Genomic DNA, 24,441 nt, shown 5'->3' with positions numbered 1-24,441 from the left:
CCGGCGGTGGTGGATGCGAGGTGGGCGCGCGGGGTTAGTCCGCCTGCTGCGCCTTCTTCTCGCGGCGCAGCGCGTGCAGGAGGGGCTCGGTGTAGCCGCTGGGCTGGCTCGCGCCCTCCAGGATGAGCCGGCGGGCGGCCGTGTAGGCGACGCCGTCCGGCGTCAGCGGCTCATACGCGGCATCCCCGGCATTCTGCTCGTCGACCACCGGCGCGAGTCGGGCCAGCGCGGCATCCACCTGAGCCTCGGTGATCACGCCGTGCAGCAGCCAGTTCGCCAGCAGCTGGCTCGAGATGCGCAGCGTCGCACGGTCCTCCATGAGGGCGATGCCGTGGATGTCGGGCACCTTCGAGCATCCGATGCCCTGATCGATCCACCGCACCACGTAGCCGAGGATCGACTGCACGTTGTTGTCGAGCTCGGTAGCGACGACCTCTTCCGTGAGCTCGCCCGGCCCGGCCAGCGGCGGCTGCAGCAGCACGTCCACCGACGCCGGATCGTATGCCGGCAGCGAGGGGCGCACGGTGAACGGATCGAGCTGGTGGTAGTGCAGGGCGTGCAGGGTCGCGGCGGTCGGCGACGGCACCCAGGCGGTGGATGCGCCGGAGCGCACATGAAAGATCTTCTGGTCGAGCATGTCGTGCATCAGATCCGGCATCGCCCACATGCCCTTGCCGATCTGCGCGCGTCCGTCCAGGCCTGCGGCCAGCCCGATCGCGACGTTGCGGTCCTCGTAGGTCTGCATGAACGGCTGCGCCTTGATGCCCGCCTTCGGCAGGAAGGGGCCGGCGTGCATCGAGGTGTGGATCTCGTCGCCGGTGCGGTCGAGGAACCCGGTGTTGATGAAGACCACCCGGTCGGATGCCGCGGCGATCGCCGCCGCGAGATTCGCCGACGTGCGCCGCTCCTCGTCCATGATCCCGACCTTGATCGTGCGCTCGGGCAGCCCGAGCAGCTGCTCGACGCGGCCGAAGAGCTCGGCCGTGAAGGCGACCTCGGAAGGTCCGTGCATCTTCGGCTTCACGATGTACATCGATCCCGTGCGGCTGTTGGCGCCGCGGTTCGCGCCGGTCAGCTCCGGCAGCGAGCCGAGCGCGGTCATGATGGCATCCAGGATGCCCTCGTAGATCTCCTCGCCGTCGCGGTCGAGCACGGCATCCGTGCGCATCAGATGACCGACATTGCGCACGAACAGCACCGAACGACCCGGAAGGGTGAGGTCTGAGCCGTCGCGGCCGGTGTACGTGCGGTCCTCGGCCAGGCTGCGGGTGAACGTCTGCCCGCCCTTGCTGACCTCCTCGGTCAGGGTGCCGTCCATCAGGCCGCGCCAGTTGCGGTAGCCGAGCGCCTTGTCGTCGGCGTCGACCGCGGCGACGGAGTCCTCCAGGTCGATGATGGTCGTGATCGCCGACTCCAGGACGATGTCCTGCACGCCGGCGGCATCCGTCCGCCCGATCGCGCCCTCGCGATCGATGACGATCTCGGCGTGCAGCCCGTGGTGGCGCAGCAGGACCGCGGTCGGGGCGGCGGCGTCGCCGGTGTGCCCGGCGAACGTCTCGGGATCGGCGAGGCGACGGATGCCGTCGGCGGTCTCCACGACGAGGCCCTCGGCGTCGACGCGGTAGGCGGTGGCATCCGTGTGCGAGGCCTCCGCTTCTGAACTGGAGGTGAGAGGAGCGATCTCGTCGAGCAGCGCCCGGCCGCGGGCGATGACCTCGGCGCCGCGGGCGGCGTTGTACCCGCGGGTGGGTGCGAGCGTCGCGGTGTGGGGGATGGCATCCGTTCCGTACAGCGCGTCGTACAGCGAGCCCCAGCGGGCGTTCGCGGCGTTCAGCGCGAAGCGCGCGTTCAGCAGAGGCACCACCAGCTGCGGGCCGGCGGTCGTGGCGATCTCGGGATCGACGTTCTCGGTGGTGATCCGCCCTTCGACAGGCTCAGGGACCCATTCGGGCTCGTCGGCGAGGTACCCGATCTCGGTGAGGAACTCGCGGTATGCCTTCGAGTCCGGACGACCCGGGTTCGCGCGGTGGTGCTCATCGATGCGCGCCTGCAGCTCATCGCGGACGCGCAGCAGGTCGGCGTTGCGGGGGCCGAGGTCGTGGACGAGATCGGCGACGCCGCTCCAGAACGCGTCGGCATCGATGCCGGCATCCGTCAGAGATTCCTCGGCGAAGTCGGCGATCGGTGTCGCGACCTGCAGGCCGGCGCGATCGAGGTACGGGGTGGGAGGGGTCATCTGCGGCTCCTTCGATGGTCGGTGCACTCACCACGGTAGAGAAGCCGCTCGAAATCGGAGCATCGACTCCGTATCGTGGAACTCATGGCCGACACGTCTGCGGGAAACGTCCAGTCCGTCGCGCGCGCGTTCGCGCTGCTGGAGGCGCTCGCCGCATCCGGTGGCGAGGGGGCGCTGGCATCCCTGGCATCCGACACCGACCTCGCCGTCCCGACCGCGCATCGCCTGCTCGGCACCCTGCACCGGCTCGGCTACGTGCGTCAGCTGGAGGACCGCCGCTACGCACTCGGCGCGGGGCTCATCGGGCTGGGACGTCAGGCCGTGCCGCACCTGGCTGATGCCGCAGCCCCGTTGCTCGCCCGACTCGAGGACGCGTTCCACGAGACCGCGAACCTCGCCGTGCTCGACGGCGATCTCGTCCTGTACGCCGGCCAGGTGGCGTCCCGGCAGCGGATGCGGATGTTCACCGAGATCGGCCGTCGCGTGCTGCCGCACTCCACCGGCGTGGGCAAGGCGATGCTGTCGACCATGCCCGAACCGCACGTCCGTGCGCTGATCGCCCGCACCGGCCTGCCCCGGTTCACCCCGCAGACGCTGACCGACGCGGATGCCTTCATCGCCGACCTGCGGCGCTCGCGGGCCCGCGGCTTCGCGGCCGACGACAGCGAGCAGGAGGTCGGCGTGCGCTGCATCGCCGTCGCAGTGCCAGGCCTCGGTCAGCCCGCCGCGCTGTCGGTCTCGGGTCCTGCCGCGCGCATCACGGATGCCCGGGTGCCGGAGGTGGTCGCCGCGCTGACGGATGCCGCCGCGGAGTTGGCCGGCGCCGGGGGCTGACGTACCCGTGCACTCCTCTCGTTCAGGTCGCAATCGATGCCGGTATGAACCGTCTGAAGCGGCACGAATTGCGACCTGAACGGTGGTGGACCCGGCTAAGCGGTATCAATTGCGACCTGAAGCAGCGCACGGAGCCCAGGGGTGCCCGATCGAACCCGTGAACTTGCCCCACGCCGCCCCGAACCCCTTGCCGAACGACACCTAGCGACATATCGTTAACCATCGTTCAGCTAGCAATCGTTCAGCTACCAGGAGGTTCATCATGAACGGATCATTCCCCTCGGGCGGATTCAACTTCGGAGCGAGCAACGGATCAGGCAATCCGCTCGCCGGAGTCTGGGATGCCATGGAGCAGCTGCGCAACGGCTTCGAGCAGCGCACCGGCGGCTCGCGCATGGCCCGCGGCGACGTGCGTGCGGCGGTCATCGCCCTGCTCGCCGAGCGCCCCATGCACGGCTACCAGATCATCACCGAGATCGCCGACCGCTCCGGCGGAGCATGGAAGCCCAGTGCCGGATCCGTCTACCCGACGCTGCAGCAGCTCGCCGACGAAGGCCTGATCACGGCCGAGGAACTCGGCGGACGCAAGACCTACTCCCTCACGGATACCGGCATCGCGGCATCCGAAGAGGCGGCCGAGAAGACCGCACCCTGGGAGTCCGTCGGACACCGCTCGCCGGGCCAGCACGCCGCCCTGCCGAAGGCGGGCATGGAGCTCGCCAGCGCCACCGCCCAGCTCGCCCGCACCGGGTCGCCGGAGCAGGTGCAGGAGGGCGTCGCCGTGCTCGAAGACGCCCGGCGTAGGCTGTACGCCATCCTCGCCGAAGGGTGATGCCGACAGAAGGAGCCTCGATGACGGAGCCTTCCGCGCGCACCGCAGCCGGAGGCGCCCGCTATCGCCGCATCCTCGGCTTCGCGGCCCGCGCGTTCGTGCAGGTGTGGTGGTACGAACTGGTGCTGCCGCGCCTGGGCATGGCATCCGTCGCCGAGCGCACCAGGGGCGGGCGGATGCTGCGCCTGGCGCGGCGCTTCCGTGAACTGGCGGTCGAGCTCGGCGGACTGATGATCAAGGTCGGGCAGTTCCTCTCCTCGCGCCTGGACGTGCTGCCGCCCGAGATCACCGACGAGCTGGCGGGCCTGCAGGACGAAGTTCCGGCCGTGCCGTTCGAGCAGATCCGGGCATCAGCGGAAGCGGAGCTCGGGATGCCGTTGGAGCGCGCCTTCGCATCCTTCGACCCGGTGCCGGTGGCCGCGGCATCCCTCGGCCAGGCGCATCGCGCCACTCTGTCGGCATCCGACGCCGCCGACACCGGACTCGACCACATCGTGGTCAAGGTGCAGCGCCCCGGGATCGACGAGATCGTGGCGGTGGACCTCTCGGCCCTGCGGCGGGTCGCCCGCTGGGCTCAGCGCGTGCGCCTGGTGCGCGACCGCGTGGATGCTCCCGGGCTCGTCGAGGAGTTCGCCGAGACCTGCCACGAGGAGATCGACTACCTGCACGAGGCCGCCAGCGCCGAGCGGTTCGCCGCCTGCTTCGCGGACGATCCGCGCGTGGCCGCGCCCGCGGTGGTGTGGGAGCGCACCACCCGCCGCGTGCTGACCCTCGAAGACGTCACCGCGATCAAGATCAACGACACCGCGGCGCTGCGCGCGGCCGGCATCGACCCCGCCGAGGTCGCGAAAGTGTTCGCCGACGTCATGCTCGACCAGGTGTTCACGCACTCCTTCGTGCACGCCGACCCGCATCCCGGGAACATCTTCGTGACGCCGCTGGACGCGTCTGCCGCCCCTGGGGCAGGCCCGGCATGGCGCCTCACCTTCATCGACTTCGGGATGATGGCCGAGGTGCCCGACAGCATCCGGTCCGGCCTGCGCACCCTCGTGATCGCCGTCGCCTCGCGCGACAGCCACGGGCTCGTGAAGGCCGCACAGGAGATCGGCGTGCTGCTGCCCTCGGCGCGCACCGCCGAACTGGAGCGGGCGCTGACCGTGCTCTTCGCGCGCTTCGGAGGCATGGGCTTCCACGAGCTGCGCGACGTCGACCCGCGCGAACTGAACGACTTCGGCAACGAGTTCGGCGAGACCATGCGATCGCTGCCGGTGCAGTTCCCCGAGCGGATGCTGCTGCTCTTCCGCGCCGTGTCGCTGACCTCCGGTCTGTGCAGCTCGCTGGATGAGACCTTCAACATCTGGGAACCGGTCGAGCCGTACGCGAACCGACTCATCCGCGACCAGGGCGCCGGCCTGCTGCAGGACCTCGGCTCGCAGACCGTCACCAACATCGGCACGCTCTGGCGGCTGCCCGCACGCGTCGACGCCACTCTCGACCGACTGGACGCCGGCGCGCTGGCGTTCGACGTCTCCAGCCTCGAGAACCGGCTCGACCGGATCATCCGGGTCGCCTTCCGCGCCGTGTCGGCCGTGATCTTCGGCGGGATGCTGATCGGCGGCGCGCTGCTGCTCACCGCCGCGCCACCACTGGGCATCGTGCTGATGTCCGCGTCGGTCGTGCCGTTGCTGCACGCGGTGTTCGGGCGGCGTTAGGTCTGCGGACTGGCACCCTCCAGCCCTCCCGATTGAAGGTCGTCTGCGCTTCTGAAGGATGCCCGGGCGTGCAGCATCCTTCAGAAGTGCGAACGTCCTTCATCCGTGCAGGGGATCGAGCCCTCGGATGAGGGCGGCGAGGCCGGTCTCGAACTCGTGGTCCTGGCCGAGGGCGACGATGTCGCGGCCCGTGTGCGCGAGCTCAAGCAGCAGCCCGGCGGTGAGCTGCTCGTGGTGGGCAGTGCGGCGCTCGCGCGCTGGGCGGGCGCCCGGACTACGCCTGAGGGCGGCCGACGCCGGAGTCACTGCGGGTCGGTGCGGGCGACCGTTGCTTCGAGGCCGGTTCGGATGGTGGCCATGGTGTCAGTGAAAGCCGAGTCGAGATCGATGTCGAGCTTGTCGGCGAGGACGAAGAGCCACCACATCGACTCGGCGAGCTTGTGCCGCAGCTCTGCCTCGGTGTCGCCCTCGATCCCCCAGGTTCCCTCATGCGCCAGCAGGAGTCGGCCGATGTAGCCGACGTCGTTGCTGAACCCGATCATGAGCTCGTGCAGCGACCAGGTCTTTCCGTTGTATCGCTGCTCGAGCACTTCGTAAAGGGCCCGCACGGCGAGTGCTTCGGTGCGGGCGGGGCCGAGGTTCGCGGTCGTGTTCTCTGTCATGGTTCTCAGTTCCTTGCGCGTCGGGTGGCGTCGAGGGTGCCGAGGAGCGCGAGCTTGTCGGCACTCGCGGATCCCGCGGGTGCGGTGGCCACGGTGAGTTGCTGTCCGGGAGCATCCCGAACATCGAGTGTCTGGTAGGTCAGTTCGAGCCGGCCCACATCGGGGTGGTCGATGATCTTATAGGTGATGTTCAGTCTGGCGACCGTGTGGTCGGCCCAGAGCGAGGCGAACGAGGCGCTCCCGCGAAGCAGTCGGTCGATCAGCGGTGGCACGTCGGGGTGCGGTGACGCGAAGCCCGCGGCGAGCCGAAGGGCACTGACGGATGCGCGCGCGACCACATCCCATTGCACGAAGTACGAGCGGGCATCGGGGTCCAGGAAGATGTACTCCAGACCGCCGGCGTCGATCTGTGTCGGGCCGAGCAGCGCGGTCGCCGTCGCGTTCGCGGCGATGACGTGGAATGCCGGGTCGACCACGTAGGCGGCGGCTTCGGGAAATGCGTCCATCAGCTGAAGGAGGTCGTCCGACACGGTGCCGGCGGGTGGCTGGATGCTCGGCGCCAGCCGGGCGAGCCGGTACGCGTGGTTGCGGGCATCCGGACTCAGGCGCAGAGCTCTGCAGATCGAGTCGACGACCTGGGCGGACGGAGTGCGTTCGCGGCCCTGCTCGAGCCGGGTGTAGTAGTCCACGCTCACACCCGCGAGCACGGCGACTTCCTCGCGGCGGAGGCCGGCCACGCGGCGGCCCTCGACGTTCGGCAGTCCGACATCGACGGGAGAGACCCGGGCGCGCTGGGCCTTGAGGAAGTCACCGAGCGGGCTGGTCATGCCGACCACGCTAGCCCTCCTCGTCGCGCTCGTTGTTGATCATCTCGAAGGCCGCGGCCTGCTCCCGCGTGCTGAAGGTGATCGTCCAGTGGTTGTCGAAGTCGCCGAGCTTCCGATAGTGGCCGATGCCCGTGATGACCGCAGTGCGCCCTTCAAGGGAGACGAGCGTCCACTCGAACCTCCAGCCGCCCTGCTGCCAGGCCCAGCGGCCCTGCCAGCCGTCGACGATCTCGTCGCGGCCGATCCAGTCGGTCTCGTAGGGTGCCTCGTGATATTCGCCGTCCTCGGTGAAGAGAGCGGCGATGTCCTCGGCGTCATTCGAGGTCCAGGCGGCGAGATAGCGCTCGACCCAGGCGGTGACGTCGGCGGCGGTGATCTCGGGCGCGGTGCTCGGAGGCGCGGTGTCCGCAGGTGTGGTTGCCGTCGTGTTCGTCATGCCTCCAGCCTGCGCTCGGCCGACATCTCGTGGAAGGGTGCGGTGCACCCTGGGTCGCTCACCCCTCACCGCTCACCCCTCACCGCCCACCGCTCCTCGTCCCGGGCGCGACGCGAAGGCTCGGAGCGTCGCCGCTGAGGGAGACCGAACAACCTCTTGACATCGGCATCCGCATCGCATAACGTACAACCAAATGGTTGTACAAAATGAACTCAGCGAAGCGGAGATCGACCGTGTGTTCCACGCACTGGCGACGGCGACCCGGCGTGACATCCTGCGCCGGACGATCGAGCGCGAGCAGTCGGTGTCCGAGCTGGCCCGCGACTACGAGATGTCGTTCGCCGCGGTTCAGAAGCACGTCGCCGTCCTCGAAGAGGCACGACTCGTCATCAAGCGCGCCGAGGGACGCGAGCGGCTCGTCCGCGCGAATCCCGAGATGATCGCCCGTGCGCGGGCGCTTCTCGCCCGGTACGAAGAGCTGTGGCGAGCACGCATCGCCCGGCTCGACGACCTGCTGGCTCAGCCGCCGGCATCCCGCCAGACCGAAGAACCCCACGAACCTGTCCAAGGAGACTGACATGCCCGTCAACGACATCATCACCGACACCGAGAACCTGACGATGACAGTCATCGCAGATCTCGCCGCCCCGATCGAGCGCGTCTGGAGCGTCTACAGCGACCCGCGTCAGCTCGAGCGCTTCTGGGGCCCTCCGGGCTGGCCCGCCGCGTTCACCTCGTGGAACCACGAGGTCGGCGGACGAGCGACCTACACGATGCACGGCCCGCGCGGTGAGGCGGCATCCGGATACTGGGAGTTCCTCTCGATCGAGCAGCCGCGGCGCTTCGAGGTGATCGACGGCTTCAGCGACGAGCAGGGCGAACCGAACACCGACCTCCCCGCCATGCGCATGGAATTCACGTTCGAGCCGACCGAACACGGCACGCGGATGCGGAACACCAGCCACTTCGCCTCGCTGGAGGCGCTGGAGCAGGTCGTCGCCATGGGCGCCGTCGAGGGGACCCGCATGGCGATGTCGCAGTTGGATGCCGTGCTGCAGGATCTGCGCGAGTACGCCCAGGGCAAGGGCACGCAGGTCGAGTTGCTCGACGACACCCACGTGCGCATCACGCGTCTCGTCGACGGGCCGCGCGAGCTCGTCTGGCGCGCTCACACCGAACCCGAGCTCATCAAGCAGTGGATGCTCGGACCCGACGGCTGGGAGATGACGGAGTGCATCGTCGGCAACGAACCGGGCGAGAGCTACCGCACCTCCTGGGCACCGGTCGGCGACACGGAGGGCGAGCCGTTCGGCTTCGAGGGCGAGACGCTGCTCGTCGACGCTCCGCGCCGCGCGGTGCAGACCGAGCGGATGCAGGGGATGCAGTCGCCGGAGACGCTCAACGACCTCAACCTCTACGAGGAGGACGGCGCCACCCTCGTCACGGTGCTGATCGAGTACCCCGACCGGGAGACCCGCGACATGATCCTCGCCACCGGCATGGCCGACGGCATGGAGGCCTCGTTCCAGCGGCTGGAGCAGGCGGTGCTCACCGTCTGATCGGGCGCCGAACGTAGGGTGAGGGCCATGGACTTCACCTGGGACTCCTGGATCGGAACCGTCACCCTCGTCGCCATCGCGGTGGTGATCGCCGCGGCGGCGGTGCTGGCCGTGCGACTGCTGGCGGCACTGGTCGCACGTCGCGTGCCCTGGGTGCGCGACCTCGCCCGCCGGGTGCACCGAGCGCTCTGGGCCACCGCGCTGGTCGTGGCCGTGTGGATCGCCTGCGCCCTCACCGGCCCGGGCTCGGAAGCCTGGTGGCCGGGCGTCTCCCGACTGTTCCTCATCGTCACGATCGCCGTCGGCGCCTGGCTGCTCGCCGCACTCGTCTCGTTCGGCTTCGAGAGGATGATGGCCGACGACGAGACGGCACTGGTCGGGGCGGAGGGTCGGCGAAGGCGCACGCAGATGCTCGTCATCCACCGCCTGGTGCTGGTGATCATCGGCGTGATCGCGGTCGGCTGCGCGCTGTTCAGCTTCCCCGAGATGCGCGCGGTCGGCACCAGCATCCTCGCCTCCGCCGGGATCGTCAGCATCGTCGCGGGCCTGGCCGCGCAGTCCATCCTCGGCAACCTCATCGCGGGCATCCAGATCGCGTTCACCGATGCGATCCGGGTCGGCGACGTCGTCGTGATCGAGGGCGAGTGGGGCCGGATCGGCGAGATCAACCTCTCCTACGTCACCGTCAACATCTGGGACGAGCGGCGCCTGGTGCTGCCGTGCAGCTATTTCACGACGACCCCGATCGAGACCTGGACCCGGCGCTCCGACAAGATCATGGGCATCGTGCTGATGGACCTGGACTGGCGGGTGCCGATGGATGCCGTGCGCGAGCGCTTCCAGCAGATCATCGACGCCTCGCCCGCCTGGGATCGTCGCAGCTCGAGCGTGGCCGTCACCGGGTCGGAGGGCGGGTTCGTGACCGTGCGCTTCGTGATGTCGGCCAAGGACTCCGACGACCAGTGGACCATCCGCTGCGAGGTGCGCGAGAAGATGATGACCTGGCTGCAGCAGGAGCATCCCGAGGCCCTGCCCCGCACCCGGCTGACCGTGGAGAGCTGACCGGCGCGGCCTCGCGCGCCGCCGTCAGTCGTCGCCGCTGGAGTGCAGGCCGCGCCGGCTGGAGAGCAGGGTGATCTCGGGATGCTGCTCCGCCAGCATCCGCTCCGCCTGATCCAGAACCTCGCCGACGTGCCCGGCGTGCGTCGCCACGATCGAGACGCCGATCATCGTGCGACGATGCAGATCCTGCGCGCCGACCTCGGCAGCGGCGGCCTCGGTGCGCCGGCTGAGATCGGCGATGATCGGCCTGATGATGCTGCGCTTCTCCTTGAGCGAGTGCACGTCGCCGAGCAGGATGTCGAACTCGATCCATCCGATCCACATGCCGCCAGTCTGGCACTCACCAGACCGTCTTGACCTGCGCGGCGTATGCCGCGTAGCCGCTGGCGTTCGGATGGAACCCGGCCGAGAAGCTCAGCCAGTTCCAGTCGTTGATCCACGGGCTCGAGCTGCCGATGCCATGGCCGGCGAACGCCGCCTCGACGTCGACGTACACAGCGCCGGCCGAGTCCGCCCCGGTGCGGATCGCACTGTTCAGCGCGGTCGTGCTGACGTTCACCTGCTGCGCGTAGGCGCGAGTGACGGTGGGAGCGAACAGCCGCGGGTAGCCGGTGACGATGACTCTGGCGTTCGGCGCCTTGGCCCGGATCGCATTCACGGCCGCGGTGATGCGCCCTGTGATCGTGCCGTCGGCGACCATGGCATCCCCGACGGCGATCGCCGTGCTGCAGCTGCTCGCGCTGATCAGCACGAAGCAGTTCTGCATGACGTTCTCGAAGCCGACGTCGTTGCCGCCGACGGTGAGGGTGACGCGGGTCGTGGTGGCGGGGACGAGCGGCGCCTGCCGGCCGACGACGTCCAGGCTCGAGTCGCCGGAGCATGCGGGCTCGGCGTTGAGGGTGATCTTGCGGTCGGCGTCGATCAGTGCCGGATACCCCTTCGAGCTCACGTAGCAGCTGGTGTTGAGATAGCTGCCCGCGCCCTGGCCGGCGGCATAGGAGTCACCGAGCGCGGAGTAGGTGACAGCGGTGTTCGATCCGCCTCCACCGCCTCCCTTGCCGCCCTTTCCCGCGGCGGATGCGGGGGAGGCCGCGCTCACCGCCAGGACCAGTGCGACCACGACGGCGAGGACCAGGATGAGCGCCCGCTGCGCGGGCGAAGGTGCGGCTTGTGCCGTTGCGGACCCGGTGGGGCCCGCGCGAAGGACAGTGTCGGTCGCGAGGTGCGGAGCGCGGCCGAATCGGGTGGATATGGCGCTCATCCGCACACCGTAGACCCGCGCCGGGTGGGTGACCATACCGGAGAACACGTACATATCGCCGGCATATCGGATGCCGAAGCTCGGCCTTCTCAGATGAGGCGGCGCAGCGCCTCTTCGAGCGTGATCCCCTGGGCGTCGGCGCGGTCGCGCAGGCGGGCATGCTCGGCGGCGGAGAGGGACAGCTGCACCTCGACCGGAGCCGATGCGGCGTGAGCCGCTGAGTCCGAAGGGTCGGACAGCCCGTCGAGCAGGTCGGATGCCTCGGCCCACAGCGGCGGCGACGACGCGGGCATGGGCGCTTCGACCGGCTCGGCAACCCGCCTCTCCTGAGCGCCGGAATCAGCTTCCAGAACCATGGCACCGGCGAGCGCCGCACCGCCGTCGGATGCCGAGGCGAACCCCGGTCCGCGCCGGGGCTCCTGCTTCTGCTGGTACGCCTTCGCGGCCGCATTCGCGCGCTCATCGGCCGCCTCGTTGAGCGGATGCCCGGCGTGCCCCTTCACCCAGGAGAACTCCACGTCGCGGCCGCGGATCGCCTCGTCGATGCCCTCGAGAAGGTCGCGGTTCAGGACGGGGCCGCCGTCGGACTTGCGCCAGCCGCGACGCTTCCATCCCGGCATCCACTTGGTCACCGAGTCGATCACGTACCGGCTGTCGCAGTGGATGAGCACCTTCTCGTCGGTGCCGGCCGTCGCGAGCAGCAGCTCGAGAACCGCCTGCAGCTCGCCCTGGTTGTTCGTGCCGTGCGGGGAGCCGCCTGCCGCCCAGTTGTCGTCGTCGATGTACCAGGCCCAGCCGTTCGGCCCGGGGTTGCCGAGAGCGGAGCCGTCTGCGGCGGCGATGATCGTCATCCTCCAACCGTACGGCGTCGGCACGACACCGCCGCGCAGCCGACACCGCCCGACAGTTGGTACCTTCAAGGGGTGTCCGGGTTCGTCGTGAAGGTCGTGATCTTCCTCATCGTGATCGCGGTGATCCTCGTGTTCATCGCGCGGTTCTTCCGACGCGTCACGCCGGTCAAGGCCGTGCAGCGTCGACAGCGGATGCCGCTGCTGGTCGTCCTCGTCGGCGCGGTGCTGCTCACGGCGGGGTTCATCCTGGGCCTCGCGGCGTTCGCCTCGCCGTACACCGCACAGCTGCTGCCGGCCCGGATCGCCTCGGCGGTGCTCTTCGTCGTCGGCCTCGCCATCCTGATCGCCTATCGCAACTGGTACCTGGAAGTGGGGGCGGATGCCGTGCACTTCCGCACCGTGCTCGGTCAGGAGAAGCGCATCGCGTACCGCGACATCGCCTCCGGTCGCATGGTGTCGGTCGCCGGGCGATCACGGGTGATCGTGCAGTCGACCGACGGCGTGAAGCTCAGCGTGGACGTGGGTCGCTACGGCGTCGCACCCCTGGTCGCCGCGGCGCGCAGCGCCGCATCCTGACGCCCGCGGCCGCCGGTGACGAGGGCCGAGTCAGACGGCGCGGAAGGTGAAGAACGCCTCGATGCCGCCGTGGTTGACGACGCCCTCGCCCGTGCCGAAGAAGCGGGCGGATGTCGTCGCACCGCTCTCGACGAACGCGTATCCGGTGTGCTCGAGCCGCCAGCCGAGATTCTCGACCTGGCTGAGGAAGTAGCCGACGAAATCGTCGCGCTGCATGCGGTTCTCGGCGGATCCCCACGACGACGCCTCGCCGGACAGCTGGGCGACGTCGAACTGCAGGTGCAGCAGCAGGTCGCCGCGTGTCCGGGAGTCACGGGCGAGCTGGAGCAGGCGAGTGGCCTCAGCGGGAGTCGGCATGCCGAGAGTGTACTTGCTACTCGCCGTCGTTCTCGGAGGTGTCCACGGCCTCGGGCGCAGGCGGTGCGACGGGGAACACCATCGTCGAGTACTTCGCGCCCAGGCCGATGTCGAGCAGGTCGGCGGTCGGCACGTCTTCGAGGCGCGCGTTCTTGGCCTCGTCGAGTGGCTCACCGGGCAACGCCGCCCAGGTGCTCGGCTCCTGCTGCTTCTGCGAGAACAGTCCCATGACTCCATTGTCGCGCGCCCGGCGCCGTCGTGGGCCGGGAAGATCCTGTCAGCTCTCGCTGCGGTCGGCGTCGCGGACGGCATCCACCAGTTCGCGCCACGCGCCCTGCAGTTCGTGGTCGGGTACGACGCGTTCGTGCTGCTGTTCGCGCAGCACGGCATGGATGCTCCACACGTAGCGATCCGCGCCGACATCCGTCCCGGCATCCGACTGCTCGTCCCACGGGCAGCGCTCGACCAGCGCGACCCACTGCGGCGCCTGTTCGGGATCGGGCTCCACCCGCCAGCGCCGACGCAGACCGGCGAAGCCGCCGGTGCGCACCACCGCTACGACGATGCGACCGTGATCCGCATCGTCTGTGCTGTCGGAGACGGCATCCGATCCGTCACCGGGGGGTTCGTACTGAAGCATCCTTGATCACTCCGACGGCGATCCAGGCATCGCGGACCGCCATCTCCACGGTAGCCCCGATCTCGGTGGCCGCGGTGATGGTCTGCTCGGCGAACTCTGTGAATCCGGCGGTTGACGACAGCCCGCCGGTGAGGGCGCGGTACCAGGCCAGCCCTGCCCCCTCCCAGGCGTGACCGCCGATGGTCGTCGCCGCCAGGGCGAAGGCGCGGTTGGGGATGCCGGAGTTGATGTGCACACCGCCGTTGTCCTCAGTCGTGTCCACGTAGTGCGCCATGTCGGCGGGCTGCGGATCCTTACCCAGCTCGTCATCGTCGTAGGCGGTGCCCGGGTTCAGCATGTCGCGCAGCGCCCTGCCCTGCACGGCCGGGGTGAAGATGCCTGCGCCGATCAGCCAGCTCGCCTGATCCGCGGTCTGTCCCAGCGCGAACTGCTCGGTCAGGGATCCGAACACGTCGGCGAGCGACTCGTTCAGCGCCCCGGACTGCCCCTGATACTCCAGCGCGGCGGTGGTCTGGATCACCCCGTGTCCGAGTTCGTGGCCGATGACGGTGACCGAGCTGGTGAAGCCCGTGAACACCTCGCCGTCGCCGTCGCCGAACACCATCTGCGAGCCGTTCCAGAACGCGTTGTCGTACTTCTCGCCATAGTGCACGGTCGCGGTCAACGGCGCACCCTTGCCGTCGAGCGAATCGCGCTCGAACGCCTCCAGCAGCATCCGGAATGTGTCGCCGAGACCGTCGTAGGCCTGGTTCACCGCGGCATCCGCGACGGCGGGATCGTCTTCGCCGCGCACCTCGGTGCCTGGCAGCTGCTCGGTGTTGTGCGCGTCGTAGATGGTGCGCGTGGGCGCGGCCTGCACATCGGCGATGAGGTCGCCGTTCTTATCCACCGAGAGCTCGAGCGCGGCACGGAATTCCGGGCGGCCCTTGATCAGCGTCTGCCTGGCGGCCTCGGCGGCCCGGGTGAACTGGCTCGAACCGGCCAGCCGCGCCAGCAGATAGCCCGGCACGATTCCCTGATGGGTGAACGTCTCTGCAACAGCTGTGGTGCTCATGTCCCGACCCTACGCCGGGCGTCGGACAACGTCACCGGCGGTTCCGCCCGGTTCCGCCCGCTACCGCCGTCCCGGGCGCCGGGCCCTGCCCAGCTTCGCCGCGTAGAATCGGCCCAATGACCGACCCTTCCGCCCCGGCCGCCCCTTCGACCGGCTCAGGGACCCCTGAAGGAGCCGGCGCCCCCTCCGGCATCGATCCCACCGAGCTCGCCATCACCCTGAAGGTGCTCGCCGAACTCGACCAGGTCGATCAGGAGCATCCGGACTACCTCGCCGTCCGCCGCGGCACCTCCAACATGTTCAAGGCGGTCAAGCGGGCACGTCGCAAGGAGATCCGCGATGCCATCGCCGACGCCGACAAGGCCGTCGTCGCGCGCACCGCGACCGGCGCGCCCGACCGCATCGACGACGAGACCCGCGGCAACGACCTGGCGACCAGCGTCGTGGACGCGCCCATCGCCGGCGAGCTCCTCAAGCCCCGCAACTGCTATATCTGCAAGCAGCCGTACACGCTTGTCGACGCGTTCTACCACCAGCTCTGCCCGGACTGCGCGCGCTCCAGCCACGGCAAGCGCAACGCGCACGCCGACCTGACCGGCAAGCGCGCCCTGCTCACCGGTGGCCGCGCCAAGATCGGCATGCACATCGCCCTGCGGCTGCTGCGGGACGGCGCGCACCTCACGATCACCACGCGCTTCCCGCGCGACGCGGTGCGGCGCTTCTCGTCGCTGCCCGACGCGGCCGACTGGCTGCACCGACTGCGGGTCGTCGGCATCGACCTGCGCGACCCGGCGCAGGTGATCGGCCTGGCTGACTCGGTCGCGGCCCAGGGGCCGCTGGACATCCTCATCAACAACGCCGCGCAGACCGTGCGGCGCTCGCCTGGTGCGTACTCGCTGCTGGCGGATGCCGAGCTGCAGCCTCTTCCCGACGGTCCGCTGCCCGAGATGGAGACCTTCGGCCACACCGCCGACCCGCACCCGCAGGCCCTGCAGGCGTCGGTGGACGCGCATCCGCTGCTCTCCCTCGCGGCCGTCGCCGGCACCGTCGCCGAGCGCGGCGGGCAGGCGCTGACCGCCGACGATCTGTCGCGGCTCGCGATGGCGCCTGGCTCGTCGTCGCTGGAGAAGCACGCCGACGGCACCGCGATCGACGCCGGCGGTCTCGTGCCCGATGTGAACACGGTGAACAGCTGGGTGCAGTCGGTCGATCAGGTCGACCCGCTGGAGATGCTCGAGGTGCAGCTGGCGAACACCACGGCGCCGTTCCTGCTGATCAGCCGGCTTCGGGCCGCGATGGCCGCCTCGACCGCCCGCCGCAAGTACATCGTCAACGTGTCGGCGATGGAGGGACAGTTCTCCCGTAGGTACAAGGGCCCGGGGCATCCGCACACCAACATGGCCAAGGCCGCGCTGAACATGCTCACGCGCACCAGCGCCGGAGAGATGCTCGAGACCGACGGCATCCTGATGACCGCCGTCGACACCGGCTGGATCACCGACGAGCGCCCGCACCACACGAAGGTGCGCCTGGCCGAGGAGGGCTTCCACGCCCCGCTCGACCTGGTCGACGGCGCCGCGCGCGTGTACGACCCGATCGTGCAGGGCGAGGAGGGCGTCGACCTGTACGGCGTGTTCCTGAAGGACTACAAGCCGAACCCCTGGTGAGCGCGGCGCGTCGGTGTGCTTGCCGACAGATGTCGGCAGAAACGACCGGATGTCGGCTCAGAATCGCGTTCTGAGCCGACATCCGTCGTCTGAGCCGCCACGTGAGCCGGGGCTGAGCCTCATGCCGCGGCGAAGCTCAGTGCGCGAACACCTTGAGATTCGCAGACGCCCACTGACCGGGCTGGCTGAGGATCGGCTGCGGCGGCCACCCCCACGGGAGGACTTCTCGCGGATGGGAGGAGGATGCTGGGGGTCTCGTCCTCCCATCCGTGCGATCTCCTCCCGAGGGTGCGAGCATGCGAGGGAGGGCGGGCGCGCGAGCGGCAAGGCGCGTGGTCGCTACGCGCTGTCGCGACGGTGTTCGACGGTGAGTTCGTACAGGTCGCCCCGGTACAGCGAGTGGGTCGACTCCGCAATCGTGCCGTTCTCGTCCTTGGCCGTCGCCTGGACGGCCAGGCAAGGGGTGCCGGCCTCCACCTCCAGCAGCTCGGCGGTCGCCGAGTCCGGGATCACCGCGCTGATGCGGGAGGTGGCGCGCTCGATCGCCGTGTCGTACTGCTCGCGCAGGACCGCGTACAGCGAGCCGGTCAAGTCATGGCCGAGCAGCCCGGGGAACCGCGACGCAGGCAGCACCGTCACGTCGACGCCGATGGGGACGTCGTCGCCGAACCGCAGACGGTGGATGCTGTAGACGTGCGTCCCCACATCGATCTGCAGCGCCTCAGCGGACTCGGCATCCGCCGGACTCATCGACATGCCGAGCACCCGCGAATGCGGTGCGCGTCCGTGTGAGCGCATCGCCTCGCTGAAGGACATCAACGTCATCGTCCGCGCCATCGGGCGCCGGGCGACGAAGGTGCCCTTCCCTCGGATTCCGACGATGCGCTTTGCATCCAGCAGGATCGTCAGGGCGCGCCTGGTCGTCATCGGCGAGACGCGGAACTCCTTGGAGAGCTCTTCCTCGCTGGGCAGCGCGTCGCCGGGACTCATCGCGTCGATGCGGCTCGAGAGAGTGTGCAGAATCTGCTGATACTTGGCAACCATGATCGCTCCGAGAATAACAAGGGAAGTGGCTTCAAGTACAGGGTTGCCACGCTCCTGGTGCAAGCGATATCTGGCGCGCGTCGCTATGCACGGCGTAACAGGGTCGACAGAGATTGCCTTGTTCCTGGGGCTATTGACGGGACCGCCCATCATTGCTAGCTTGTCGCTACACCTATATTTGCCATGCATCCCTAGGGTTACCGTTTTAAGGAGAATCGATGAAGACCTCACTCCGTTCGCGGCGAGTGCGCCGGATCGCCGGTGTGCTCGCCGCCGGGACCACGGCCCTCGCCTTGGCCGCCTGCTCCACAGGATCCGGGGATGCCGCCGGCGCCTCCAAGCTTGTCGTGACCTACATGGACTCCGGCACGTACAACGTCGCCGCCGAGAAGTTCGCGCCGGCCTTCGAGAAGTCTCACGATGCCGAGGTCGCAGTCGAGGCCTTCCCGTTCGCGACTCTGGGCCAACAGAACGCCACCGACCTCATCACCGGAACCGGCGGCTTCGATGTGATGTCGACGAGCGCGTGGGACGTCGAGATCTACAACCACCTGCAGCCGCTGACCTCGCAGATCGACAAGTGGAAGAACCGCGATCAGTACATCCCGGAGCTCCTGAACGACGGGCCCAGCCCCTATGCATCCGGTGATCAGGTCGGCCTGACCTACGCCTCCGATGCCTATGGCGTCTTCGTGAACACCGACTACCTGCCCGCGGATACGACCTTCGCCGACTGGGACGATCTGGTGTCCATCGCGACAGGCTTGAAGGACACGCTGCCTTCCGGTGTGGTGCCGATCTCCTTCGCGTTCGGCGCCGCCGATCAGATCCCGTCGATCTTCCAGGGCGCCTACGACAGCTACTACGTGACGAAGGACGGCCAGTGGGGCCTGGACGACGAGCCGGCGACCAAGGCCATGCAGACCGTGGGCGACATCGCCGCACTCGGAACGCCGAACGCCGCCTCGCTGAGCATCGACGAGGCCAACGAGAACTTCCTCGCCGGCAAGGCCGCGATGCTCATCGTGTGGCCGAGCTTCGTGCGCGGTGCCCTGAACGACGAATCGCGGTCCACGCTGGGCGATCACTGGGCGCAGGTGCCGTTCCCCGGCCCCGGTACCCCGGCGCTGTCCACCTGGTCGCTGTCGATCTCGAAGCTCTCCAAGAACCAGGACCTCGCGTGGTCGTGGATCGATGAGTTCTTGACTCCGGAGCACTCCACCGAGTGGATGTTCACCTACGGCATCGGCTCGCCCTTCGCCTCGACCTACTCGGATGCAGAGCTGCTGAAGAAGCACGCCAACGACCTGCCCGTCCAGGCGGGCAACCTGGCCAAGGCGCTTCCGCTTCCGCTCACGCTGAAGTCGTTCGATCCGTTCAACCGCCCGATGAGCGAGTTCGTGTCCGGCAGCGGCACGGCTGCCGACGCGGTCGCGGCCATCGAGCAGGGCTGGTCCGGCCTGAAGGTGCCCGAGGCGCTGATCAGCACGGCTGAGGCGAACGGGTTCGTCGAGAAGTGACCACTTCGCTGATCGTCACGGGGAGGCCGCGTCGCCGCGCGGCCTCCCCGCTGACCACGCGACCGGACCGGTTCTTCCTCTGGGCGTGCTTGGCCCCCGCGCTACTCGCTGTGATCGCGCTGCAGCTGTATCCCCTCTTGAACGCGAGTGTGCTGTCGTTCCGCGAGTGGTCGCTGACCGAGTCGACCGATCCGGGCGGGTTCGTCGGCTGGGCGAACTACGCGCAGGTGCTCTCCGACCCGGTGTTCTGGGGAGCCGCTCGCACCAGCCTGGTCATCACGGTGTGTGGCGTGGCGCTGCAGCTTCTTCTCGGAACTGGCCTGGCGGCGCTACTGCGCAAGGGACGCGCTCTGCATCGCACCGCGCGCGCCGTCCTGATGCTTCCGATGGTGATCGCCCCCGTCGCCGCCGCCAACATCTGGCGCCTCATGTTCAACTCCCGCAGCGGCTCCGTCAACACGACGCTCAGCGCCATCGGGATCACGGGTCCGGAATGGCTCGCGGATCCCTTCTGGTCGGTTGTCGCCATCATCATCGTGGACACCTGGCAGTGGACGCCGTTCGTGATGCTCGTCATCAGCTCGGCCATGCTGTCGATCCCGCAGGAACTGGTCGAGGCGGCTTCCGTCGACGGTGCCGGCCGCTGGCGCACCTTCCGCTCGGTGGAGCTTCCGATGCTGACAGGTGCGTTCGCGCTGGTCGTGACCTTCCGTGCGCTCGACTCGCTGCTTCAGCTCGACACGGTCTACACACTCACCCAGGGTGGTCCGGGGTACTCCAGCTACACGCTCACGTATTACCTGTACGCGTTGGGTCTGCGCAACTTCGAGATCAGCGCATCCGCCGCCGGCTCCTGGCTGTTCATGATCATCGTCACCGTCATCATCGTGATGATGTTCCGGCTGGACAAGGCATCCCGGGAGGCGACGTCATGAGAAAGCGCATCACTGCGGCCCTGATGGGCCTGCTCATCATGGTGGTCGTGCTGGTCTGGATCCTGCCGTTCTTCGAGCTGATCTCGGCGAGCTTCAAGAGCCCCGCGGACTTCTTCTCGGCGTCCTTCCTGCCCGAGCATCCGACGCTGGCGAACTTCGACGAGATCTTCGCCGATCCGAAGACCGGCATCATGCTGCGCAACTCGCTGATCGTCGTCACGATCACCACGATCGTCTCGGTGCTCCTGGGCACGCTCAGCGGATACGCGCTGGCGCGTCTGGGACTGAGCCCCTGGGTGATCGGAGGGGTCGTGTTCGTGCTGCTGTTCTTCCGGTTCTACCCGCGCATCGCCATGGTGATCCCGTTCTTCGTGATGATGCGCGACTGGGGTCTCTTCGACACGCCTCTCGCCGTCGTGCTCGGACACCTCTCCATCACGATCCCGTTCGCGACCTGGCTGATGCTGATCGCCTTCCGCGGTCTGCCTGCCGAGATCGATGAGGCCGGAGCGATCGACGGGGCGAGCATGCCCAGGAGATTCCTCCACCTGACACTGCCGATGGCGACCAGCAGCATGGCCACGGCCGCAGTGCTGACCGCGGTGCTCAGCTGGAACGAGTTCCTCATCGCCCAATCACTCACCCGCTCCAGCAACCCGGTGCTCAGCACCGGAGTCGCGTCGTTCATCACCGATGCCGGCGTGAAGTACGGGTCGATGGCGGCGCTGAGCCTGGTCATCTGCATCCCGATCGTCGTGTTCGCCCTGGTCATGCAACGTCATTACGTGGCTGGGATGACGATGGGTGCGGTGAAGGGATGATGCCCGGACCCGGAGTGGCCGCACCGCTGCGCGAAGGGCTGCAGCAGCTTGCGGCGTCCGTGCCCACGGATGTCGAGACGGATACCGATATCCAGCGCTACCGTGGTGTCGCAGCCGACCGTGGGACCACGGCAGAGGCGCTCGCCGTGGTCTTCGAGCTCGACTCGACCTCGGTGACCGATGAGATCACCTCGTTCCGGCCGTCCGGTGGGGAGCCGATGCTGCGGGCGGTCTTCCTGCACGGCGGTGGTCTGATGGCGGGGAACCGCTTCGATGGAGTCGACGTACTGCTGCGCCACAGCGACGATCTCGATCTCGAGGTCTGGACGGTGGACTACCCGCTCGTTCCGGAGGCTCGATTCGACACGATGGTCTCTGCGGGCGTGGCAGCCGTCGAGCTCGCGGCGCACGGTGGTCTGCCGATCGTGCTCGTCGGCCAGAGCGCAGGAGGTGGGCTGGCTGCCGCGGTGGCCTTCGAGTGCAGGGATCGCGGGGTGCGGCTGGACGCGCTCATGCTGGTGTGCCCGATGCTGGATGCCAGGAGCACGGCATCCGCAGCGCAGTTCGATCACGATCCGTCGTGGAGCACCATCTCGAACGCCACCGCCTGGAAGCGGGCGACCGAAGGTACCGCGACTCCTGTCCCGGGCGATCGGACGGACGTCGGCGGGGTCCCGCCCGTCTATCTCGACGTCGGATCCGCCGAGGTCTTCCGCGACTCCACGGTCGATTTCGCCGCGAAGCTCTGGGCCGACGGCGTCAGCGCGGAGCTGCACGTGTGGTCGGGCGGGTTCCACGGATTCGACTGCGCTGTGGAGGACGCGCGTGTCTCGCGAGAGTCGCACCGCGCTCGCCGCGAGTGGCTTCGACGCTGGAGTGAGGGGGAGCTGTGACGGAGTCTGCCGGAGTGCTGAGGAGCATCGAAGGAGGCCTGGTGGTGTCGTGCCAGGCCTATCCGGACGAGCCGATGAGGGACGCCGAGACGATGGCGCGTATCGCCCGCGCCGCTGTCCTGGGCGGCGCCGCCGCGATCCGACTGCAGGGGATCGCCGACATCCGGGCGGCCTCCGACCTGACCGTGCCGGTGATCGGCCTGTGGAAGGACGGCGATGCCGACGTGTTCATCACGCCGACCCTGGAGCATGCCCTCGCGGTGGCTGCGGCCGGTGCCGACATCGTCGCGCTGGACGGAACCCGTCGACCGCGTCCGGATGGCAGGACGCTCGCGGAGACGATCGCGCAGTTGAAGGGGCAGCATCCGGATGTGCTCGTCATGGCCGACTGCGGGTCCGCTGCGGACGGCGTGCAGGCGGAGGCGGCCGGAGCGGACATCCTCGGCACGACGCTGTCCGGCTACACCGGGGAGCGGCCGAAGACGACGGGTGCGGACATCGAGGTGATCGCACAGATGGTGGCCGCCTGCACGCTGCCCGTGATCGCCGAGGGCCGCATCCACACCCCGTCGGTGGTTGCCGCGGCCAGAGCAGCCGGCGCGTTCGCGGTCTGCGTCGGCACCGCGATCACGCATCCGACGACGATCACATCGTGGTTCGCCGACGCACTGTCGCATCGCATCTGAAGGACGGATGCAGTTCTGAAGGACGGCCGCAAAGACAGCATCCTTCAGAACTGCGAACGTCCTTCAGAACGGGGCTCGCACCGAACCTCAGCCCGCCCGCGGGAACCACGCCTCCACGAGCAGCCCGCCGCCGGGCCGCGCCGTGAGCTGAAGGGTCGCGCCGTGAGCGCGCACGATGCTCTGCACGATCGCCAGACCCAGTCCGAGCCCGCGGGTCTCGACCGGCCCGGTGACATCCACGGGGCGTGTGTCCGCGCGCCTGGTGCGGCCCGCGCCGCGCTGGAACGGCTCGGTCAGCGTCGCGAGCAGTTCGGGTTCCACGGCCGGGCCGGTGTTCGCGATCGCGAGCACGACCCCGGTCGGCATCGCCGAGACGCGCAGGCCGATCATCCCGGCGGCGGGCAGGTTGTGCACGATGGCGTTGTGCACGAGGTTCGTGATCAGCTGCTGCAGAAGCGCCGGCGAGCCGGTCACATGCGCCGGGTCGCCCTTCGACTCGATCGTGATGCCGCGGCGCTCGGCCATCGGGAGCAGCGTCTCGACGGCCTCTTCGGCGAGGAGCGACAGATCGACCCGTGCCCGCTCGAACGCCTGACCGTCGGCTCGGGCCATCAGCAGCAGAGCCTCGGTCAGTTCGATCGCCTGCCCGTTCACCTGGTGCAGCCGCGCCAGCAGTGCATCGACGTCGCGGTCGGGATCGGCCTGCGCCACCTCGATCTGCGTCCGCATGATAGCCAGCGGCGTGCGCAGCTCGTGCGAGGCGTTCGCCGCGAAGCGCTGCTGCTCGGCCATGTGCCCCTCGAGGCGCTCGAGCATCGTGTCGAAGACGTCCGCAAGGTCGCGGAACTCGTCGCCCTTGCCCTCCAGCGCGACCCGGTGCGACAGCGAGCCCTGGGATGCCAGGCGGGCGGCCTCCCCGATGCGGGTGAGCGGTGCCAGCATCCGCCCGGCGACGAACCAGCCGATCAGGAACCCGAAGCCGGTCAGCAGGACGATCACGATGACCGAGCCGGGCACGATGAACTCCATCAGGAACTGCCGCACCTGCCAGGGGATCGCGGCGTGCAGGAGTTCGTCGAGCGGCCCGAAGAACCTGCGCAGCAGGACGACTGCCCAGCCGGCGGCGACCAGCAGCGCGCCTGCCATGCCGAACGCGCCGGCATAGCTGAGCGTGAGTTTCATGCGGGCGCTGACCCCGCGCCGTCTGCGCCCGGCCGGCTGCGTCATCCGTCGGTCTCGATCCGGTAGCCGACACCGGACACCGTCGTGATCAGCCGCGGCTCGCCGAGCCGCTTGCGCAGCGCCGAGACGGTGATGCGCACGGCGTTCGTGAACGGGTCGGCGTTCTCATCCCACGCGCGCTCGAGCAGCTCCTCCGCGCTGACCACCCCGCCCGCTGCGCCGACCAGCACCTCGAGCACGGCGAACTGCTTGCGGGTCAGCGCCACGTACTTCCCGTCGCGGAACACCTCACGGCGGAACGGATCCAGTCGCAGCCCGGCGATCTCGACCACCGGCGGACGCGAGTGCGCCCTCCGCCGGTCCAGGGCACGCAGGCGCATGACCAGCTCGCGCAGCTCGAACGGCTTGGTGAGGTAGTCGTCGGCGCCCAGCTCGAAGCCCGAAACCTTGTCGTCGAGCCGGTCGGCGGCGGTGAGCATCATGATCGGGATGCCGCTGCCAGATTCCACTATCCAGGCGGCGACCTCGTCGCCGGAAGGACCGGGGATGTCGCGGTCGAGCACGGCGAGGTCGTAGGAGTTGATGCTCAGCAGCTCCAGAGCGGTGTCGCCGTCGCCGGCGATGTCGGAGGCGATCGCCTCGAGCCGCAGCCCGTCGCGGATGGCCTCCGCGAGATAGGGCTCGTCCTCGACGATCAGCACACGCATGTGATGGATCCTACGCACCGGCGCATATCGGAAACATATCGGGAATCGCATACGGGCCTGCAACACGCGCCCGACTGGGATGGAGGA

The 24,441-nt window shown here is 68.8% G+C and carries 28 protein-coding genes; 13 read left to right on the top strand and 15 right to left on the bottom strand.

The genetic code is table 11. The features are described from left to right. Nucleotides 1-34: 34 nt before the first annotated feature. Entirely contained in the window at nucleotides 35-2,236 is a 2,202-nt protein-coding gene (locus tag QF046_RS10275) for a malate synthase G (protein ID WP_307369371.1), read from the bottom strand. A gap of 84 nt (nucleotides 2,237-2,320) precedes the next feature. Here QF046_RS10275 and QF046_RS10270 point away from each other — a divergent pair, with 84 nt between their 5' ends. From QF046_RS10270 to QF046_RS10260, 3 genes are all read left to right on the top strand, one after another. Continuing rightward, on the top strand, nucleotides 2,321-3,070 hold the full coding sequence (locus QF046_RS10270) for an IclR family transcriptional regulator (protein ID WP_307369369.1): 750 nt from the start codon (nucleotides 2,321-2,323) through the stop codon (nucleotides 3,068-3,070). A gap of 262 nt (nucleotides 3,071-3,332) precedes the next feature. Continuing rightward, complete coding sequence (locus tag QF046_RS10265) at nucleotides 3,333-3,902, top strand: PadR family transcriptional regulator (RefSeq protein ID WP_307369367.1); 570 nt, start codon at nucleotides 3,333-3,335, stop codon at nucleotides 3,900-3,902. A 20-nt stretch (nucleotides 3,903-3,922) separates the two neighbouring features. Beyond that, complete coding sequence (locus tag QF046_RS10260) at nucleotides 3,923-5,614, top strand: AarF/ABC1/UbiB kinase family protein (RefSeq protein ID WP_307369365.1); 1,692 nt, start codon at nucleotides 3,923-3,925, stop codon at nucleotides 5,612-5,614. Between the two features lie 99 nt (nucleotides 5,615-5,713). On the opposite strand, the gene QF046_RS10255 is transcribed toward QF046_RS10260, so the two are convergent. From QF046_RS10255 to QF046_RS10240, 4 genes are read right to left on the bottom strand one after another with little or no spacing between them, the layout of a single operon-like run. Further along, complete coding sequence (locus tag QF046_RS10255; protein WP_307369364.1) at nucleotides 5,714-5,920, bottom strand: hypothetical protein; 207 nt, start codon at nucleotides 5,918-5,920, stop codon at nucleotides 5,714-5,716. Continuing rightward, complete coding sequence (locus QF046_RS10250; RefSeq protein WP_307369362.1) at nucleotides 5,917-6,276, bottom strand: hypothetical protein; 360 nt, start codon at nucleotides 6,274-6,276, stop codon at nucleotides 5,917-5,919. Before QF046_RS10250 ends, QF046_RS10255 begins: the two co-directional genes overlap by 4 nt. A gap of 5 nt (nucleotides 6,277-6,281) precedes the next feature. Beyond that, nucleotides 6,282-7,103 (bottom strand): helix-turn-helix transcriptional regulator, encoded by an 822-nt coding sequence (locus QF046_RS10245; RefSeq protein WP_307369360.1) that lies wholly within the window; start codon nucleotides 7,101-7,103, stop codon nucleotides 6,282-6,284. Between the two features lie 10 nt (nucleotides 7,104-7,113). Continuing rightward, complete coding sequence (locus tag QF046_RS10240; protein WP_307369358.1) at nucleotides 7,114-7,539, bottom strand: nuclear transport factor 2 family protein; 426 nt, start codon at nucleotides 7,537-7,539, stop codon at nucleotides 7,114-7,116. 193 nt (nucleotides 7,540-7,732) lie between these two features. On the opposite strand from QF046_RS10240, the gene QF046_RS10235 reads away from it, so the two are divergent. Genes QF046_RS10235 through QF046_RS10225 form a run of 3 tightly spaced genes read left to right on the top strand, consistent with a single transcriptional unit; the run spans nucleotide 7,733 to nucleotide 10,160 of the window. Beyond that, nucleotides 7,733-8,116, top strand: coding sequence for a helix-turn-helix transcriptional regulator (locus QF046_RS10235; RefSeq protein ID WP_307369356.1), 384 nt, complete (start codon nucleotides 7,733-7,735; stop codon nucleotides 8,114-8,116). A gap of 1 nt (nucleotide 8,117) precedes the next feature. Further along, a complete protein-coding gene (locus tag QF046_RS10230) occupies nucleotides 8,118-9,098 on the top strand; it encodes an SRPBCC family protein (protein ID WP_307369354.1) in 981 nt (326 codons plus the stop codon). Between the two features lie 27 nt (nucleotides 9,099-9,125). Further along, nucleotides 9,126-10,160: a mechanosensitive ion channel family protein gene (locus tag QF046_RS10225; RefSeq protein ID WP_307369352.1), complete on the top strand. Its 1,035-nt coding sequence runs from the start codon at nucleotides 9,126-9,128 to the stop codon at nucleotides 10,158-10,160. 24 nt (nucleotides 10,161-10,184) lie between these two features. On the opposite strand, the gene QF046_RS10220 is transcribed toward QF046_RS10225, so the two are convergent. The 3 genes from QF046_RS10220 to QF046_RS10210 form a co-directional block, all read right to left on the bottom strand. Continuing rightward, nucleotides 10,185-10,484 (bottom strand): DUF503 domain-containing protein, encoded by a 300-nt coding sequence (locus QF046_RS10220; RefSeq protein WP_307369350.1) that lies wholly within the window; start codon nucleotides 10,482-10,484, stop codon nucleotides 10,185-10,187. 16 nt (nucleotides 10,485-10,500) lie between these two features. Continuing rightward, nucleotides 10,501-11,421: an SGNH/GDSL hydrolase family protein gene (locus QF046_RS10215; RefSeq protein WP_307369348.1), complete on the bottom strand. Its 921-nt coding sequence runs from the start codon at nucleotides 11,419-11,421 to the stop codon at nucleotides 10,501-10,503. An 89-nt stretch (nucleotides 11,422-11,510) separates the two neighbouring features. Continuing rightward, nucleotides 11,511-12,272 carry a ribonuclease H gene (locus QF046_RS10210; RefSeq protein ID WP_307369346.1) on the bottom strand — a complete coding sequence of 254 codons (762 nt, stop codon included), beginning with the start codon at nucleotides 12,270-12,272 and terminating at the stop codon, nucleotides 11,511-11,513. 72 nt (nucleotides 12,273-12,344) lie between these two features. On the opposite strand from QF046_RS10210, the gene QF046_RS10205 reads away from it, so the two are divergent. Continuing rightward, nucleotides 12,345-12,848 carry a hypothetical protein gene (locus QF046_RS10205; protein ID WP_307369344.1) on the top strand — a complete coding sequence of 168 codons (504 nt, stop codon included), beginning with the start codon at nucleotides 12,345-12,347 and terminating at the stop codon, nucleotides 12,846-12,848. A 30-nt stretch (nucleotides 12,849-12,878) separates the two neighbouring features. Here QF046_RS10205 and QF046_RS10200 read toward each other — a convergent pair whose 3' ends face one another. The 4 genes from QF046_RS10200 to QF046_RS10185 are packed head-to-tail and all read right to left on the bottom strand — an operon-like array spanning nucleotide 12,879 to nucleotide 14,899. Next, nucleotides 12,879-13,205 carry a hypothetical protein gene (locus QF046_RS10200; protein ID WP_307369343.1) on the bottom strand — a complete coding sequence of 109 codons (327 nt, stop codon included), beginning with the start codon at nucleotides 13,203-13,205 and terminating at the stop codon, nucleotides 12,879-12,881. A 16-nt stretch (nucleotides 13,206-13,221) separates the two neighbouring features. Then, nucleotides 13,222-13,434 (bottom strand): hypothetical protein, encoded by a 213-nt coding sequence (locus QF046_RS10195; RefSeq protein WP_307369341.1) that lies wholly within the window; start codon nucleotides 13,432-13,434, stop codon nucleotides 13,222-13,224. 48 nt (nucleotides 13,435-13,482) lie between these two features. Continuing rightward, nucleotides 13,483-13,845, bottom strand: a complete 363-nt coding sequence (locus QF046_RS10190; protein ID WP_307369339.1) for a protealysin inhibitor emfourin — start codon at nucleotides 13,843-13,845, stop codon at nucleotides 13,483-13,485. After that, nucleotides 13,820-14,899 (bottom strand): M4 family metallopeptidase, encoded by a 1,080-nt coding sequence (locus tag QF046_RS10185; protein ID WP_307369337.1) that lies wholly within the window; start codon nucleotides 14,897-14,899, stop codon nucleotides 13,820-13,822. The genes QF046_RS10190 and QF046_RS10185 overlap by 26 nt, the downstream gene beginning before the upstream one ends. A 116-nt stretch (nucleotides 14,900-15,015) precedes the next feature. Between QF046_RS10185 and QF046_RS10180 the strand changes: the two genes are divergently transcribed. Continuing rightward, nucleotides 15,016-16,566 (top strand): SDR family NAD(P)-dependent oxidoreductase, encoded by a 1,551-nt coding sequence (locus tag QF046_RS10180; RefSeq protein ID WP_307369335.1) that lies wholly within the window; start codon nucleotides 15,016-15,018, stop codon nucleotides 16,564-16,566. Between the two features lie 339 nt (nucleotides 16,567-16,905). Here the strand turns inward: QF046_RS10180 and QF046_RS10175 are convergent, their stop codons facing one another. Next, entirely contained in the window at nucleotides 16,906-17,610 is a 705-nt protein-coding gene (locus tag QF046_RS10175; RefSeq protein ID WP_307369332.1) for a GntR family transcriptional regulator, read from the bottom strand. A gap of 218 nt (nucleotides 17,611-17,828) precedes the next feature. Between QF046_RS10175 and QF046_RS10170 the strand changes: the two genes are divergently transcribed. From QF046_RS10170 to QF046_RS10150, 5 genes are read left to right on the top strand one after another with little or no spacing between them, the layout of a single operon-like run. After that, a complete protein-coding gene (locus tag QF046_RS10170; RefSeq protein ID WP_307369330.1) occupies nucleotides 17,829-19,130 on the top strand; it encodes an extracellular solute-binding protein in 1,302 nt (433 codons plus the stop codon). After that, nucleotides 19,127-20,065, top strand: coding sequence for a carbohydrate ABC transporter permease (locus QF046_RS10165; RefSeq protein WP_307369328.1), 939 nt, complete (start codon nucleotides 19,127-19,129; stop codon nucleotides 20,063-20,065). The genes QF046_RS10170 and QF046_RS10165 overlap by 4 nt, the downstream gene beginning before the upstream one ends. Continuing rightward, nucleotides 20,062-20,886: a carbohydrate ABC transporter permease gene (locus tag QF046_RS10160; RefSeq protein ID WP_307369326.1), complete on the top strand. Its 825-nt coding sequence runs from the start codon at nucleotides 20,062-20,064 to the stop codon at nucleotides 20,884-20,886. Before QF046_RS10165 ends, QF046_RS10160 begins: the two co-directional genes overlap by 4 nt. Next, a complete protein-coding gene (locus QF046_RS10155) occupies nucleotides 20,883-21,779 on the top strand; it encodes an alpha/beta hydrolase (RefSeq protein WP_307369325.1) in 897 nt (298 codons plus the stop codon). Before QF046_RS10160 ends, QF046_RS10155 begins: the two co-directional genes overlap by 4 nt. After that, entirely contained in the window at nucleotides 21,776-22,465 is a 690-nt protein-coding gene (locus QF046_RS10150) for an N-acetylmannosamine-6-phosphate 2-epimerase (protein WP_307369322.1), read from the top strand. Before QF046_RS10155 ends, QF046_RS10150 begins: the two co-directional genes overlap by 4 nt. 87 nt (nucleotides 22,466-22,552) lie before the next feature. Here the strand turns inward: QF046_RS10150 and QF046_RS10145 are convergent, their stop codons facing one another. Continuing rightward, a complete protein-coding gene (locus QF046_RS10145) occupies nucleotides 22,553-23,692 on the bottom strand; it encodes a HAMP domain-containing sensor histidine kinase (protein ID WP_307369321.1) in 1,140 nt (379 codons plus the stop codon). Continuing rightward, complete coding sequence (locus tag QF046_RS10140; RefSeq protein ID WP_307369319.1) at nucleotides 23,689-24,354, bottom strand: response regulator transcription factor; 666 nt, start codon at nucleotides 24,352-24,354, stop codon at nucleotides 23,689-23,691. Before QF046_RS10140 ends, QF046_RS10145 begins: the two co-directional genes overlap by 4 nt. Nucleotides 24,355-24,441: the final 87 nt, after the last annotated feature.

Origin of the sequence: Microbacterium sp. W4I4 (genome assembly GCF_030816235.1) — a bacterium.
GTDB lineage: Bacteria > Actinomycetota > Actinomycetes > Actinomycetales > Microbacteriaceae > Microbacterium.
This window is presented reverse-complemented; position numbering and strand designations above follow the sequence as displayed.